Origin of the sequence: Bosea sp. NBC_00550 (genome assembly GCF_026020075.1) — a bacterium.
Taxonomy (GTDB): domain Bacteria; phylum Pseudomonadota; class Alphaproteobacteria; order Rhizobiales; family Beijerinckiaceae; genus Allobosea.
In genome coordinates this window covers 3,085,372-3,100,108 of the sequence record NZ_CP102772.1, presented here as the reverse complement: position 1 = coordinate 3,100,108, position 14,737 = coordinate 3,085,372, and the positions used below count along the sequence as shown (strand labels likewise).

Genomic DNA, 14,737 nt, shown 5'->3' with positions numbered 1-14,737 from the left:
TCTGCGCAGCAGGACTTCGTGCCGCAGCGCGTGCGGGATGCCCACGCCATTCCGTCCGCGCATCGGCGCTCGCTGCGCGACGCGCGGCTTCGGGGCTGACAAACGACCTGACCCTCGACACTATGGCAGCCGTTCTTTCCGCTCCCATTTGAAACGATTGAAAAATGGCCCGCAGCCCGCAAGTCGAAGCGTTCCGCAAGCTGCATGAGGCCGGCTGCTTCGTGATGCCCAATCCATGGGATCTCGGCTCGGCCCGCTGGCTGCGCGGGCAGGGCTTCAAGGCGCTGGCGACGACGAGCGCGGGCTTCGCCTTCACGCAGGCGCGCGCCGACCAGGACGTGCCGCGCGACATGATGCTCGCGCATATCGCCGACATGGTGAAGGCGGTGCCTGACCTGCCGGTGAACGCCGATTTCGAGAACGGCTATGCCGATACGCCCGATGGTGTCGCGGCCAACGTCAAGCTCTGCATTGCGACCGGCGTCGCCGGCCTCTCGATCGAGGATGCGACCGGGCGCGAGAGCGAGCCGCTTTATGCGTTCGATCTGGCCGTCGACCGCATCAAGGCGGCGCGCAAGGCGATCGACGAGACCGGCTCGGGCGTCGTGCTGACCGCGCGGGCGGAATGCTTCCTGACCGGACATGCCGAGCCGCTGAAGGAAGCGGCGCGCCGGATCGAGGCCTATGCGGCCGCCGGGGCGGATGTGCTCTACGCGCCCGGCCCGAAGACGGCCGACGATATCGCCACCATCGTGTCGGCGGCGGGCGGCAAGCCGGTCAACGCCCTGGTCTATGGCGATTTCGGGTTGAGCGTCGACGAGATCGCGGCAGCGGGCGCGCGGCGCATCTCCATCGGCGGGGCTTTGGCGCGTGCCGCCTGGGCCGCCTTCATCGAGGCGACGCGGTTGATCGCGGAAGAGGGCAGCTTCAAGGGCTTTGCCGGCAACGGCCCGTCCTCGCCGCTCAACCCGTTCTTCCATGAGGATCTCGAGGCGCGTTCATGAGCGGCACGCTCCTGATCGCGCCGGAATGGCTCGGGCAGAGCGGTCTCTGGCAGGTCGACGCCAAGGGCAAGCGCCGGGCGGTCGATGCCGAGGATATCGGGCTTTCCGATGAAATCGGCGACCGGCTCGAAGCCTGGGTCGATGCCTTCGACGCGATCTATGACGAGGACGACGAGGCCGCTTCGGATTTCACCGACGAGGTCGAGCGCCTGGCCTGGGAGGCCGAGGGCCATGCGCTTGCCCATGCCATCGCGGCCGAACTCGGCGCGGGCTGGGAGATCCGGTACGATTTCACGGGCTGGCGGGGGAAAACGAAGTCATGACGTTCGACTGGAAGGCGTCGCCATTCCCGCCCGCGAAGGTGCTGGAAGGCCAGTATTGCCGGCTCGAGCCGCTCGACGTCGATCGCCATCTCGACGACATCTGGGCGGGGAATGCCGGCCAGACCCATGTCTGGGACTGGCTTCCGGCTGCACCGCCGCAAAGCAAGGGCGAATACCGCGCCCTGCTCGATTCCATGGTGGCCAAGGCAGGCATCGTCCCGCTCGCGGTGATCGACAAGGCTGACGGCAAGGCCAAGGGCCATCTCTGGATCATGGAGATCAGGCCCGAGCACGGGGTCTTCGAGGTCGGTTGGATCACCTATGCACCGGCGCTGCAGCGCACGCGGGCGGCGACCGAGGCGATCTATCTCGTCGGCGATTACGGCTTCTCGCTCGGCTATCGCCGCTACGAGTGGAAGTGCAACAATCTCAACGAACCCTCCAAGCGCGCGGCCCTGCGCTTCGGCTTCCAGTATGAAGGGTTGTTCCGCCAGCACATGGTGGTCAAGGGCGCCAACCGCGACACTGCCTGGTTCTCGATCCTCGACGGCGAGTGGCCGGTGCGCGCGCAGGCCTTCCGCCGCTGGCTGGCTCCGGAGAATTTCGACGCGCAGGGCGTCCAGAAGCTCTCGCTAGGCGCTTTCAACCAGATTCAGGGCGAAGCCGGCAAGGTGACGCTGCGTCGGGCGGGGTTTGCCGACATCCCGGCGATCCTCTCGCTCAAGAACGCTGCCTATACGCCGAACGAGAGCATCATCGGCGTGCCCTCGCTGCCGCGCATCGCGGACTACACGCAGGTCGTCGCCGAGCACGAGGTCTGGCTGGTCGATGGCGAAAGCGGTCTCGAAGCCGCGCTGGTGCTCGATATCGAGCCGCAGGATTTCACGATCTGGAGCGTCGCGGTCGCGCCGGAGGCGGGCGGCCGCAAGCTGGGCGCCAGCTTGATGTCCTTCGCGGACGAGCGGGCGCGGGCGCTCGGCTACGGATCCGTCCATCTCTACACCCATGCGAAATTGACCGAACGTATCGGCTGGTACGAGCGCCTCGGCTTCGCCATCACGCATCATGAGGACATGGCCGACCGGCGGCTGACCCATATGCGCAAGACCTTTGCAAAAGCCGGCTAATAAAAGGAATCGAGCATGGCAGGACGTTTGAAGGGCAAGGTCGCGGTCGTCACCGCCGCAGGGCAGGGGATCGGCCGGGCCATCGCCGAGGCCTTCGTGGCTGAGGGAGCCACCGTCTGGGCGACCGACAAGGATGTCGCGCTGCTGGAAGGCATTCCTAAGGCGAAGAAGCGCAAACTCGACGTGCTCTCGAGCAAGGCGGTCAATGCCTTCGCCGAGAAGGTCGGGCCGATCGACATCCTCGTGAACGCCGCCGGCTTCGTCCATCACGGCACGGTGCTGACGACCGACGACAAGGCCTGGGACTTCTCCTTCGACCTCAACGTCAAGTCGATGCACCGCACGATCCAGGCCTTCGTGCCGGGGATGCTGGAGAAGAGCTCGGGCTCGATCATCAACATCGCCTCGGGCGCAGGCTCGGTGCGCGGCCTGCCGAACCGCTACGCCTATGGAGCGACCAAGGCGGCGGTGATCGGCCTGACCAAGGCCGTCGCGGCCGACTACATCAAGAAGGGCGTTCGCTCCAACGCGATCTGCCCGGGCACGATCCAGTCCCCGTCGCTCGACCAGCGCATCAAGGACCTCGCCGCCTCGACCGGCACGACCGAAGCCGCGGCTCGCCAGGCCTTCGTCGACCGCCAGCCGATGGGCCGGCTCGGCACTGCCGAGGAGATCGCCTGGCTTGCGGTTTATCTCGCCGCCGACGAGTCGAGCTACACCACCGGCCAGATCCATCTGGCGGATGGCGGCTTCGCGCTCTGAGCGCAGACGCGGATGGCGAGCGGCCCTGCTGCTCGCCGTTCTTCCGAAAGGTCGCGAACCAAGAAGCGGCCCGGCACAAAACGGATAGGGAGAGCCCATGCATGTCCTGATCACGGGCGCGGCCGGCATGGTCGGCAGCAGGCTGGCGGAGCGTCTGGCGCGCGAAGGGCGCTGCGCCGGCAAGGCGATCAGCACGCTGACCCTGACCGATGTCGTGGCGGCTTCGCTGCCGGCCGAGCTTGCGGACCGGGCGACGATCCGCGTCGAGGATGCGACCGATGCGGCCGTCGCCAGGGAACTCGCCGCGCTGCGGCCGGACCTGATCTTCCACCTTGCCGCGATCATCTCGGGCGAGGCCGAGCGCGATTTCGACAAGGGCTACCGCATCAATCTCGACGGCATGCGCCACCTGCTGGAAGCGATCCGGCATGAGGGCGGCGCGGCTTACGTGCCCAAGCTCATCTTCACCAGCTCGAGTGGGATCTTCGGCGCGCCGTTCCCACCCGCGATCTCCGACGAGTTCCATGTCACGCCGCTGACCAGCTACGGCACGCAGAAGGCGATCGGCGAGTTGCTGCTGGCCGACTACTCCAGGCGCGGGCTGATTGACGGCGTCGGCATCCGCTTTCCTTCGATCGTGGTCCGGCCGGGCAAGCCCAATGCCTCGGCCGGCGGTTTCTTCTCCGGCATCATCCGCGAGCCGCTGCAAGGGCAGGAGGCGTTGCTGCCGGTCGGCGACGAGGTGCTCTTCACCCACGCCAGCCCGCGCTCGGCCGTCGGCTTCCTGATCCATGCCGCCGGGCTGTCGCGCGAGGCGCTGGGCCCGCGCGTCAACCTGACGATGCCGGGCGTCTGTGTCACCGTCGGCGAACAGATCGAGGCGTTGCGCCGGATCGCCGGCGACAAGGCGGTGAAGCTGATCAAGCGCGCTCCCGACGAGGCCTCCGCGGCCATCGTCGCCGGCTGGCCGACCCGCTTCGACGCGAAGCGCGCGTTGGCGCTCGGCTTCAAGGCCGAACGTGATTTCGACGAGATCATCCGCGTCCATATCGAGGACGATCTCGGCGGCCATCTTCCGCACTGACAGAAGCCAAATTTCAGCAAACCTTCAGGACAGAACCGATGCATATCCTCGTTCTCGGCGGCGCCGGCATGGTCGGGCGCAAATTCATCGAGCGCCTGGCTGGCGATGGCGGCCTCGGCGGCAAGCCGGTGACGCGCGTGACGGCGCAGGACGTGGTGGTCGCAGCGGCGCCGCCGGCCGCACCCTTCGATTTCGAGGCTGTCGTGTCCGACCTTTCGATCGAGGGCGAGGCGGAGAAGCTGATCGCGACCCGCCCCGAGTTGATCGTCCATCTCGCGGCGATAGTCTCGGGCGAGGCCGAGGCCGATTTCGACAAGGGCTACCGGATCAATCTCGACGGCACGCGTTATCTCTTCGATGCGATCCGCAAGACCGGCGACGGGTACAAGCCGCGCCTGATCTTCACCTCCTCGATCGCGGTCTTCGGCGCCCCCTTCCACGACAAGATCGAGGACGAGTTCTTCACCACCCCGCTGACGAGCTACGGCACGCAGAAGGCGATCGGCGAGTTGCTGCTCAGCGACTACACGCGGCGCGGCTTCTTCGACGGCGTCGGCATTCGCCTGCCGACGATCTGCGTGCGGCCCGGCAAGCCGAACAAGGCGGCGTCGGGCTTCTTCTCCAACATCATCCGTGAGCCGCTGAACGGCGAGGAGGCGGTGCTGCCGGTCTCGGACCAGGTTCGCCATTGGCATGCCTCGCCACGCTCGGCCGTCGGCTTCCTGATCCACGCCGCGACGATGGAAACGGCCGCGATCGGCCCCCGCCGAGCGCTGACCATGCCGGGCTATTCCTGCACCGTCGCCGAGCAGATCGAGGCGCTGCGCAAGGTCGCGGGCGAAAATGTCGTCGCCCGGATCAAGCGGGTACAGGATCCGGTGATCGACGGAATCGTCGCCGGCTGGCCGCGCAACTTCAACCCGCAGCGGGCGCCGGCGCTCGGCTTCAAGGCGGAGTCGAGCTTCGAGGAAATCATCCGCGTCCATATCGACGACGAGTTGCACGGCACCTTCGTCAAGTAGTGCCGGAAACAGAGCGGCGGCCATGGGGCTTCCGCCCCCGGCCGCCGCGTTCTCGTCGGGTTATGAGCTTCAGGGCTCGGCCTGGTTGGCCGCTCCGGTCTGCACCACTGCGCGGCGCGCTTCCAGGGCCTGGACCTGGTTTCGCCCGGCGCCCTTGGCCTGGTAGAGATACTGGTCGGCCGTGCGCAGCATGTCCTTGAACTGTTCGCGCACCACATCCGCTTCGTGAACGCCGAAGCTCGCGGTGACCCGCCGGCCCTGCAGGGAGTCGATCTGCAGCGAGGCAATGCCTTCGCGCAGCCTTTCCGCGATCGGAAGGGCCTCCTTGAGGCTGGTGGCCGGCAGGAATGCGCAGAACTCCTCACCGCCGAGGCGTGCGACCAGATCATAGGGCCGGAGGACGCGTTTCGAGGTCTCGGCCACGGCGAGCAAAACCTCATCGCCGACATCATGGCCGAAATCGTCGTTGATGCGCTTGAAGTGATCGAGATCGAACACGATGACCGACAGGGGGCGCTGTTCGCGGCGGGCCCGTGCGATCTCGACGCTCACGGCTTCCGCGAGCCAGCGGCGGTTTCCGAGGCCGGTGAGCATGTCGGAGAAAGCCTGTCGCTTCAGGCGGGTCATCTTGTCTTCGAGGGCGTTGATCAGCGCCCGGACCTCGTCGGTCAGCCGCCCGACATCGTCGTCGCGCGCCTTGATCAGACGCGGGATCCGGCCCTCGAGCCGATAGGAACGCAGATTGCGGGCGATCTCGCCGACAGGCAGCAGAAGATGGCGCATCACAACGAAGGCAAAGGCGGTGCCGGCCAGCGTTGCTAGCAGGGTTATAGCCAGAATGGCCCGCGCGCTGACGTTCGCGCCGGACGCGACATAGGCAACGATAGAAATGATCGGCACATGCGTGGCAACAAAGCAGCCGGCAAAAGCCTGGGCCAGCAGAGACGACCTGAGATATGCTCTAATATTCGAAATCTTACTTTTCACAGACACACTCCGCTCGTTCAGAGTGCGTCAGGGCTAGCAGGCGCGGCTCTCATGGACGGTAAGCGATTTGCCTCGATTTTTAACGAGTCGCCAGCCTCCGCGCGTCAACCAACCAACTCTATCCTGCACCAAAAAGAAGGGGCGGCACTTGGGGAAGCCGCCCCTTCGATTGGATTCTGCATCATGATTCGCCGTCCGAGACCCAGCTGGCTCCGACGGGACCGAGTCAGGCAGGGCAGGGCTCGCCCTGCGACTGCTGGGCACGGATCGACGACTCCGTTTCCGGCAGCGCGGGCTCGGCATCGTCTAGCTCATGCTGCGGCGTCCAGCCGCTGGCGCTCCAGCTCTTCAGCGCCGCCCAGGTCGAGCGGTCGAGCCGGAACTGCTCGCAAGGGAACAGCCCGCCGCGGGCCGGCAGCGACTTCAGGAAGGAGCCCTCCGCCCGGAAGCCGGACTTCTCCAGCACCCGCCGCGAGGCCGGGTTGATGACGCGGGTATCGGCGTCGATCGCCGGCACGTCGACGAGCGAGAACATCGTGTCGATCAGCCCCTGCACGGCCTCGGTGGCATAGCCCTTGTTCCAGTGCTGGGTGCCGAGCCAGTAGCCGATGAAGGGCACGCCCGAAGCCTGCCTGTGGGCGCCGATCATGCCGATCAGCTCGTTCGGCTTCGAACGCGGCGTGATCGCCAGCACGAGGTGCTCGCCAAGCGCGTTGCCCTTGCGCATGGCAAAGACGAAGGGCTCGACCGCGTCCGGCGGATAGGGGTGGGGAATGGAAGCCGTCATCTCCGCCACAGCCTTCTCGCCGGCCTGGCGAAGGATGGCGGCGGCATCGGCCATGCGCGGCCAGCGCAGCCAGAGACGCCGGGTTTCGAGCCGGAAGACATCGTCGCGGGTCAGTTCGGGGAACATCGGTCTCTCCGTCGGCGCAAACGAAAAAGGGAGCTGGGATTTTGGTCCCATCTCCCTTTTCCTTGACCTTCGGGAAACCCGCTGAGGGTTTAGACCCTTGATCCGATCCGGTTCGATGGAACCGGCGGATCGAGGAAATTCCCTATCCGCCGTTTATTCTGCGGCCTCTTGGGCCGGGACTACGTTCACGAAAGCTCGGCCGAGTTTCGTCGTGAATCGGACGCGGCCATTCGTCGTCGCAAAGAGGGTATGGTCTTTGCCCATGCCAACGTTGGCGCCGGCATGCCACTTGGTGCCGCGCTGACGAATAATGATGTTGCCGGAAACGACCGCCTGGTCGCCGAACTTCTTCACGCCGAGGCGCTTGCTTTCAGAATCACGGCCGTTACGCGACGAGCCGCCTGCCTTTTTGTGAGCCATAACGCCCTACCTCAAAACTTGTGCTGTCTCTCTAACCCGAATCGGCGGCGAAAGCCAGCCGGTTCGGGCGCGACGATCAATCTGCGCTGACGTGTACCGTCAGTAGTCCTCGCCCGAGGCGAGTTCTTCCTGGTCCGCCTTGGCCCGCGGGGGCTTGCCGGCGAGCAGCTCCTTGGCCTGCTCGACCCACTCCTCGCGGGTGGCGCGGCCACGCAGCTTCAGCTCCTCGTCCCACTTGGCGACGTCGGCCTCGGTCCAGGCGGCGATGTCGTTCCAGGAGGTGATGCCGGCGGCGCGCAGCTTCTTCTCGATGGTCGGGCCGACGCCCGAGATCAGCGAGAGGTTCGAAGCGTCGAGCGCCTCGCCCTTGGCCGCGGACTTGTCGGCCTTCGGCGCAGCCTTGCCCTTGGTGGCGGGCGAAGCGGCCTTCAGCGCGACGGCGGAAGCATCGCCCTTCTTCATCTCCGGCTTCTTGCCGCCGGTGAGGATGTCGGTGATGCGGATGATGGTCAGCTCGGCGCGGAAACCGCGCTTGCGCTTGGAGTTCTGGCGGCGGCGCTTCTTGAAGGCGATGACCTTCTCGCCGCGGGCCTGTTCGACGATCTCGGCCGCGACCGTGATCTCGGAGAGGGCCTTGGTGTCGAGCGTGGTCTTCTCACCTTCGGTGAGCATCAGCACGGAGCCGAAGGCGACGGTGTCGCCCGGGTTGCCCTCGATCTTGGCAACGGTGATCTTGTCGTTGGCGGCGACGCGGAACTGCTTCCCGCCGGTCTTGATGACTGCGAACATTTTGTCCTCCATGTTCGGCCCCGCCCTGTCATGGCCTCCGGTCCGGAAGCGCACGCGGGACGGCTTTTTGGCAGTCGATTGCGTGGTCAGGTTTGCTCTTGCCGGCTTGCGACGCATCGCGCAGGCCAAAAGAGATCAGGCGCGGGTTTCCCCACGCCGGACGGTGCTCGATAGTCGCGCTCGCCCGGAACGTCAAGCGAAAGCGGAAGGGATAAGGTGGATTTCTGCCGCGGCGAAGGCTTGCCCCCCGGCCTTGGCTTGTGTAGTAACCACCCCGCTTTGACCGAAGGCGACCGCGGACAGGTGGCAGAGTGGTTGAATGCACCGCACTCGAAATGCGGCATACCTGCAAGGGTATCGGGGGTTCAAATCCCTCCCTGTCCGCCACTCCCGCCATCTAACCCATTGAAAATGCAGCCTAGATTTTTCAGCGGCCGGTCGTTACCCCACCATTTACCCCACCGGGTGAAAGTCCTGGCCTTACCTACTGCCACCATCGACCTGCCCATGATGACGAGGGCGGGCCGAGAGCTTGCGATAGCCCATGGCCCGAAGTTCCCGGCTCAGGGTCTGCTTGGCAACGGTGACCTTGAACTCCTCGTACAGCCACTGACATAGGTCGATGATCCGCCACCGCACGAAGCCGTGGATCGCCGGCGTCGGACCGCTCTCTATCATCGCAGCCAGGGCTGCCGATTATACGACCTTGAGCCGGGGCGACTGTTCAGGCGCCTTGCGGTCTATAAAGCCATCTGGCCCGAGCGCGTTGAACTTCATGACCCAGTCGGCGCACGATCTGCAGCGTCACGCCGCCAATCCGGGCCTCATCCGTCCGCGTCGCCCCATCATAGATCGCCGCCAAAGCCAAAAGGCGGCGCGCCTGCGACCCGTCCCTCGACCGCTTGGCCGCGCCCCTCGTCATCTGTGCATCGAAATCAGTCCGTAGCGGAATAGCCATGGCGAACCTCCCTCGTTCGCCATGTTGAATCAGGCCGATGCTGAGTTGAAAAGACGGCCCGAGTCACAATCTCCGGGACTCGGTATTAAAGGCGTCTCTGGCGACATCAGAGACGCCGTCCTTAACCAGCGGTACGCAGGGGGGCGAAGCCTTTGGCGCCGGCAAGAGTTACCGCCGCAGTCCGCGTAGCCCCCCCCTGGGCCGGGCCAGGCTCCCGCCGCCTTTGGTTCCCAACTGCTCCCGCCGCGAGAGCGTCAGCCTCATGGAGCCGGAAGCGGATCTGCCCTTCACCAATTACGCGATGGTATCCTTGCGGGCCACGGACTTGGTACTGTCGCTCATCTTCTGCCGAGGCGGGTAGAGCGCGCACAACCTCATAGATACTGGTACCGCCTCGATCGCCGTACCCGTAGAACAGCATCACCTTTTCGCCGGGATGGAAAATTTGCGCCATCGGTTTTGCTTTCACGCGAAGGGAAAGTCCAAGCTGGCTGCTATTGGTTATCAAACGATTAACCGGTTTGGACGGATTTGCCTCCAGGCTTTTTCTAAAGCAGCGCCTTCGTGACTGGCTCGACCGTCCTCGGATTATCATCGCCCTTGTCAGTCTTGTTGATCTGCGTCGAAACGGTCCACTCCCGAAGGTGGGGTGGCTTCTGACGGAGTAGGGTCCTTGCCGGCCGCTCCACTCATCCATGCTTCGAACGGTACTCGGCTGCCGTGCCTAACCTGCGACCGGCACTCCAAGCCTCTTTTGCTTGCTTGTTTTCCCCAAAATGCCGTTGTGAGATGTGCGAGAGCGTTTAAGCTCGCTATTCGGGGAACGAAACAACGATGAAATTTAAGCCCGTTATCTCTGTCCGCCTGTTCGGCGTCGGTCTATTCGGTTGCTTCGCGACTGCTCCCGCGGTCGCCCAATCTCCCAAGCCGCCGGCTCAAGTCAAGGTGACGAACGCGCGTACCGCGCCACTGGCTTCGCTGGAAATCACGACCTCGGGCGAGCAGCCGCGCCTGATCGCCAAGCTCGCCAAGCCGCTCGGGCCCGGCAAGAGCATTGCCCTGAAGCTGAACAAGCCCACGGGCTGCAGCTACTCTGTCCTTGCCAAGTTCAGCGACGAGGTCGAGAGCGATAGTGACCTCATCGATCTGTGCAGCGAGAAGTCAATCCGACTAACGGATTGAACCAGCAACCATAACGGATTGGGAAAGTCACGCCGACGCAACTTGATGGGACAGTTTGTTTCTCAGCTGCGAGCTTGGCCAACCGTCGCATCGTTCAAGATGGCGTCGCTGCCCTCTAATCGGCGTCGCACAGGCTCGAGGAAGTGACATGGCGCGCAAGCTGCAAATCCAGCCCTCCAAAACCAAGGCTGCACATATCGACGGGGCTCAGTTCGGGTACGGGCTGAAAGAGGTTGATCTGAGCCCGGAGCGGTTCGCTGGGCTGTTCTGCAACGGTCGGACCGGCCGCGTCCACGAATGGCTGAATGATGAGTTGCCGGTGCCACCTTGGGTGCCGGCGCTCCTTGCGGCGATGATGACGCCTGAGGCCAAGGCGCGCGCGATTGCGACGGCCGAGCATCTCATCGCGGCCGGTTCGGCGGATGGAACAAGCGGGGAGAAATCAGGATGATGCTTCGACTAACCTTGGCGATGGTGCTGATTGCCGCTCCAGCACTCGCCGAACCGAGGCACTCCACCGTGGAGCAATGCGCCGCTTGTCATGGCGAAGATGGTATCGCCCGAGATACCGAAGTGCCTCATCTGGCCGGCCAGAACGAACGTTACCTCTTCAACCAGATGATGGCATTTCGGTCGGGGAAGCGTCAGCACAAGGAGATGCGTTATATGGCACGTGCGATGTCTACAGCGGAAATCGCTGCGCTCTCTGCCTATTATGCGGCGCTCCCGATGCGATAGGCATGCTCTCGCCTTTCACTCTAGAGATCCAGCGGCAATCTAGGCCGTGATGGTGGCGCACGCGCTCGACATCCATCGATGGTCGGCATAGCGCAGCGTCTGGTTGGGATCGTGAGTGGTGAAGAGCGCGCCGAGTCCCCTCGGCCGCGAGCCGCCTGATCTCGACCCTGACCTTGCCCTGGTTGTCGAAAGCCATTCAAGGAGATCGGGGATAAACACATCGAGGTGCAGTCCGCGAGCATATATTCAACGGTGACTCGCTCGGTTAACCCATGCGACGCGACCTTCCGCTTGAAGGTGGTTCGCCGGAACCCAATCGAGATTGGCCAGGTGGAAATTCGCGGTTAGTGCGGAACGCACGAGCCCGTCATCAGTTTTCCGGCACGTCAGGCAGTTGTTAGGCTCATCCGCTACTGCGATTGCGATAATGTGGGCGTCATAGAAATGCTGATCTTTCGGGTAATGCTTCGGGCGGGCATCTTATTGGTGTCGTTTGCGATTGCGGGAGCGGTTCGGGCACGCGAAATCGTGGCTTATAAGGGCGACGCGGTGCCAGGCGCGATCGTTATCAGGACGAAGGAGCGGAGCCTGTATTTGGTGCAAGGCAATGGCTCTGCGATCCGGTATCGCGTGGCCGTTGGGAAGGCCTCCAAGCAATGGCTCGGCGAAGTGCTGGTCGAGGGCAAGCATGTCGAGCCGGCCTGGTCGCCGCCTGACGAGATCAAGCGCGATAACCCAATGCTTCCGGACGTTATTCCCGGTGGATCGCCACGAAACCCGATGGGCGCGCGCGCGCTTACGCTCTCTGGGGGCGGCCAATATGCAATTCACGGCACCAATCGGCCCGATTCCGTCGGCACATTCGCGTCCTATGGGTGCATTCGGATGTTGAACGAAGATATCGTCGACCTTTTCGACCGCGTTGCGGTCGGAACCCCAGTTCTCGTTCTGCGCTGAATGCTGGTGAGCTCGGTTTGCTAGCCGCCCGTCGGGGACGACCCAGCAAGCGCGTGAAAGCGAAAAAGGCTCTCGTTATTGAACGCGGTCGGAGGTGAATTCGACCTCCTTGACCTTTCCATTGTTGAGAGCCCGAAGACTGGCGATGTAGTCGGCCGGATAGAGCAGCGTGTTGCTAGGCGCCTCCAGTCCCATGAACTGCGCGACCTCCCCGACCCACCTGTTGCAGTTATTGAGAACGGCATGCCACATCGGGGAGGTCTCTTGCTTGTCTCTAATATACGCTGCAACGCGACGGTACTGAGCCTCGTCCATGACGACCCTGAAGCGCGCCGAGATGTATTCATCTTCCAGGTCGCCGTCGCTGGGGCCCGTTTCAGATGGAACAGGAACAACATGCCCGACGGACCAAAGTTGCGGACCTTCTCCTGCCGGGTGTAATCCGGCGACCTGGTCCGCCGTGACCTGACCTACCTCGCCTCTGGCGTTCAACCGGCCATGGACAAGAAAGGTATGGCCATAGCTGAGGGCGTAGCGCGACCGGAACTCCACGAAATACTGCCCGGCTCGCTGGTCAGCTTCTCGTCGAGATGTGTGATGTTGTCCCTTGCCGGCTGAGTTCAGCGCGGCGGCCACCTCGTGGCCGGGAGAGAGCGCAGCACGATCTCGTGCATGGGTTGGTCGCGGCCCAAACCCGCAAAAAAGTCCCACAGCGCAAACTATGAAAGCCCAAGAGGGCGCTCGATGGTTCAGACCACACCACATCGCTTAACTCCCGCTTCCGCAAGAAAGCTCAAAGGCGCTATCGCGGCAGCCGTGTCTTTGAAGTACCAGAGGAACTCAATTCAGAGTAAGAAAACGGCCGATTTGATCGGCCGTTTTCTATCGAGATGGCTACCCCTTCGTAACGATCGGAGCAGAAACCGGCGGTGGGGCTTTGCCTTTGCCCTTGCCGATCGCAGCACATCCTCCGACGCCCATCAGCGCAACAGATACGGTCAACACCAGAAACTTTTTCATTGATTTGTCCTCGCCCCTCGTTGGGATCCCCTAACTATGGGTGAAAGAAGTTTGACCACTAGTGCGGATGCGCAACACCCCTACCCCTTTTTGGTTCCCCTGCTCTTCGCCGAGGCCGACTAGACAATCCCGGCGGGGCGATGCCGAGTGTGGTGATCAGAGCGTCGCAAACCGCATCGGCCAGCTTCTGGCTCAGCGTCAGGTTGGACTCGCGGTCGCCGACCGCGTCGGTGCGATTTCAGAGAAAGCCGGCGAGCTTGCCATGGGCAAACGCCATGGGATGATGACTTGATTGATTAGGGTGAGCACAAACGTCTGAACTGCTGTCGGCAGCTTTCGAGTTTAATCCTGTCACGACCTGTGGCCCAGCGCCTGGCGCCGAAGTTCGGCCTTCAATTCGGGAGGCGAATGAATACAAAACAGCCCGGCGCATCGGCCGGGCTGTTTGCTATCGGAGGCGGGAAGGCATGCGAGAAAGAATTGACCGCCACAAGGACGGGAGCGTCAAAGCCAAGGGCCACATGATGGACGGTAAGCTTGAAGGGTACTGGGAGTGGTTCAGGCTGGATGGTAGCAAATTGCGCTCAGGCCACTTCAAGAGCGGAAAACAGGTCGGGGAATGGACCACCTACGACGCCATCGGCAAGGTCGTGAAGGTCACAACTTTCTCCAATTGAACCCCGGCCGGCCGCTGTCCAAAATGGACGCTCATCGCCTGGGCCGACCCAGCCTCTGACCGACCACCCGGACTAAGGCCGGAGGTCACCCGGAGGAAGCCCAAAACCAGAGCGCACGCTCGGCCACCGCGCGCTGGTGCCTCAGGCGCTCGGCCTGATCGGGTCGACGGTAGCCACCCGCCGGGTCGTGGCCGCTGGCATCGACGTCGAAGTGGGCAAGGCCGAGTTCCTGCTGGACGAAGGCGGCGGCGCTGTGGAGGTGGCGCCAGATCCGCAACTGCCGGCGCGTCGAGGCCACCGCCCGCTCAAGCGCGCCATAGCGCACCAGCACGGCCCAGCCCCCCGGTCGGCCGAGCACGGTCGCCCCCTGAACCGCCTGTGCCGCGACCAGATTGCGCACGGCACGGCTATCGATCATTTCGGGGATCTGGTCGAAACTCGGCATTGCGGCTCCGATCATTCAATGATGGATCACGCAACCATTGAATGAGTGCTGCACAAAAGCCAAGTCTGCGCCCTCGGCACGTTCCATACCATCTGTTGCGCGAATCCCGGATCTGACACTCGTGTGCGGAGCATGCAGCGGGGCGGAGCGGTGCGAGAGAAGACTGCATACCAATGCAGCGCGGATTGCGCTGCAATTGCGCGGTCGGCTCAAGAATGCCGATCATGTTCTAAAGGCGCTTGGCGGTGGCTCCCATGCGGCGGGAGGCACACAGCAAAACGCCACCGCTGAGGCTTGGCTGGGAGGCTGTGCAGCGGTGGCGTTCCTGC

At 63.7% G+C, this 14,737-nt stretch carries 19 protein-coding genes and 1 tRNA gene; 12 read left to right on the top strand and 8 right to left on the bottom strand.

Annotated features, from left to right (window positions below):
- Positions 1–164 precede the first annotated feature (164 nt).
- From NWE53_RS14930 to denD (NWE53_RS14905), 6 genes are all read left to right on the top strand, one after another.
- Complete coding sequence (locus NWE53_RS14930) at positions 165–1,004, top strand: isocitrate lyase/PEP mutase family protein (protein ID WP_265050170.1); 840 nt, start codon at positions 165–167, stop codon at positions 1,002–1,004.
- Complete coding sequence (locus NWE53_RS14925; protein ID WP_265050169.1) at positions 1,001–1,327, top strand: hypothetical protein; 327 nt, start codon at positions 1,001–1,003, stop codon at positions 1,325–1,327. Before NWE53_RS14930 ends, NWE53_RS14925 begins: the two co-directional genes overlap by 4 nt.
- On the top strand, positions 1,324–2,454 hold the full coding sequence (locus tag NWE53_RS14920; RefSeq protein ID WP_265050168.1) for a GNAT family N-acetyltransferase: 1,131 nt from the start codon (positions 1,324–1,326) through the stop codon (positions 2,452–2,454). The genes NWE53_RS14925 and NWE53_RS14920 overlap by 4 nt, the downstream gene beginning before the upstream one ends.
- A 15-nt stretch (positions 2,455–2,469) precedes the next feature.
- Positions 2,470–3,216, top strand: coding sequence for an SDR family oxidoreductase (locus tag NWE53_RS14915; protein ID WP_265050167.1), 747 nt, complete (start codon positions 2,470–2,472; stop codon positions 3,214–3,216).
- A gap of 97 nt (positions 3,217–3,313) precedes the next feature.
- Positions 3,314–4,300, top strand: a complete 987-nt coding sequence (denD, locus tag NWE53_RS14910) for a D-erythronate dehydrogenase (protein ID WP_265050166.1) — start codon at positions 3,314–3,316, stop codon at positions 4,298–4,300.
- Positions 4,301–4,338: 38 nt separating this feature from the next.
- Positions 4,339–5,322, top strand: coding sequence for a D-erythronate dehydrogenase (gene denD / locus NWE53_RS14905; protein ID WP_265050165.1), 984 nt, complete (start codon positions 4,339–4,341; stop codon positions 5,320–5,322).
- Between the two features lie 69 nt (positions 5,323–5,391).
- Here denD (NWE53_RS14905) and NWE53_RS14900 read toward each other — a convergent pair whose 3' ends face one another.
- The 4 genes from NWE53_RS14900 to rplU all read right to left on the bottom strand — a co-directional run bounded on the left by NWE53_RS14900 (position 5,392) and on the right by rplU (position 8,431).
- Entirely contained in the window at positions 5,392–6,222 is an 831-nt protein-coding gene (locus NWE53_RS14900) for a GGDEF domain-containing protein (protein WP_265050164.1), read from the bottom strand.
- A 313-nt stretch (positions 6,223–6,535) separates the two neighbouring features.
- A complete protein-coding gene (locus NWE53_RS14895) occupies positions 6,536–7,222 on the bottom strand; it encodes a GNAT family N-acetyltransferase (protein WP_265050163.1) in 687 nt (228 codons plus the stop codon).
- A gap of 153 nt (positions 7,223–7,375) precedes the next feature.
- Positions 7,376–7,642 (bottom strand): 50S ribosomal protein L27, encoded by a 267-nt coding sequence (rpmA, locus tag NWE53_RS14890; RefSeq protein ID WP_199085184.1) that lies wholly within the window; start codon positions 7,640–7,642, stop codon positions 7,376–7,378.
- A gap of 99 nt (positions 7,643–7,741) precedes the next feature.
- Positions 7,742–8,431: a 50S ribosomal protein L21 gene (rplU, locus tag NWE53_RS14885; RefSeq protein WP_265050162.1), complete on the bottom strand. Its 690-nt coding sequence runs from the start codon at positions 8,429–8,431 to the stop codon at positions 7,742–7,744.
- 297 nt (positions 8,432–8,728) lie between these two features.
- On the opposite strand from rplU, the gene NWE53_RS14880 reads away from it, so the two are divergent.
- A tRNA-Ser gene (locus NWE53_RS14880) sits at positions 8,729–8,818 on the top strand.
- Positions 8,819–8,911: 93 nt separating this feature from the next.
- Here the strand turns inward: NWE53_RS14880 and NWE53_RS30045 are convergent.
- Entirely contained in the window at positions 8,912–9,109 is a 198-nt protein-coding gene (locus tag NWE53_RS30045) for a helix-turn-helix domain-containing protein (protein ID WP_442864836.1), read from the bottom strand.
- A gap of 1,114 nt (positions 9,110–10,223) precedes the next feature.
- On the opposite strand from NWE53_RS30045, the gene NWE53_RS14875 reads away from it, so the two are divergent.
- From NWE53_RS14875 to NWE53_RS14860, 4 genes are all read left to right on the top strand, one after another.
- Entirely contained in the window at positions 10,224–10,571 is a 348-nt protein-coding gene (locus NWE53_RS14875) for a hypothetical protein (protein ID WP_265050161.1), read from the top strand.
- A gap of 148 nt (positions 10,572–10,719) precedes the next feature.
- Positions 10,720–11,022: a hypothetical protein gene (locus tag NWE53_RS14870; RefSeq protein WP_265050160.1), complete on the top strand. Its 303-nt coding sequence runs from the start codon at positions 10,720–10,722 to the stop codon at positions 11,020–11,022.
- Positions 11,019–11,309 (top strand): c-type cytochrome, encoded by a 291-nt coding sequence (locus NWE53_RS14865; RefSeq protein ID WP_265050159.1) that lies wholly within the window; start codon positions 11,019–11,021, stop codon positions 11,307–11,309. The genes NWE53_RS14870 and NWE53_RS14865 overlap by 4 nt, the downstream gene beginning before the upstream one ends.
- Before the next feature lie 444 nt (positions 11,310–11,753).
- Entirely contained in the window at positions 11,754–12,266 is a 513-nt protein-coding gene (locus NWE53_RS14860) for a L,D-transpeptidase (protein WP_442864835.1), read from the top strand.
- Between the two features lie 75 nt (positions 12,267–12,341).
- On the opposite strand, the gene NWE53_RS14855 is transcribed toward NWE53_RS14860, so the two are convergent.
- Together NWE53_RS14855 and NWE53_RS14850 are read right to left on the bottom strand one after the other, a co-directional pair.
- Positions 12,342–12,902 (bottom strand): hypothetical protein, encoded by a 561-nt coding sequence (locus NWE53_RS14855; protein ID WP_265050158.1) that lies wholly within the window; start codon positions 12,900–12,902, stop codon positions 12,342–12,344.
- Positions 12,903–13,160: 258 nt separating this feature from the next.
- Complete coding sequence (locus NWE53_RS14850; protein ID WP_265050157.1) at positions 13,161–13,286, bottom strand: ABC transporter; 126 nt, start codon at positions 13,284–13,286, stop codon at positions 13,161–13,163.
- A 467-nt stretch (positions 13,287–13,753) separates the two neighbouring features.
- Here NWE53_RS14850 and NWE53_RS14845 point away from each other — a divergent pair, with 467 nt between their 5' ends.
- On the top strand, positions 13,754–13,963 hold the full coding sequence (locus NWE53_RS14845; RefSeq protein WP_265050156.1) for a toxin-antitoxin system YwqK family antitoxin: 210 nt from the start codon (positions 13,754–13,756) through the stop codon (positions 13,961–13,963).
- Between the two features lie 85 nt (positions 13,964–14,048).
- On the opposite strand, the gene NWE53_RS14840 is transcribed toward NWE53_RS14845, so the two are convergent.
- Positions 14,049–14,423, bottom strand: coding sequence for a hypothetical protein (locus tag NWE53_RS14840; protein ID WP_265050155.1), 375 nt, complete (start codon positions 14,421–14,423; stop codon positions 14,049–14,051).
- Positions 14,424–14,737 lie beyond the last annotated feature (314 nt).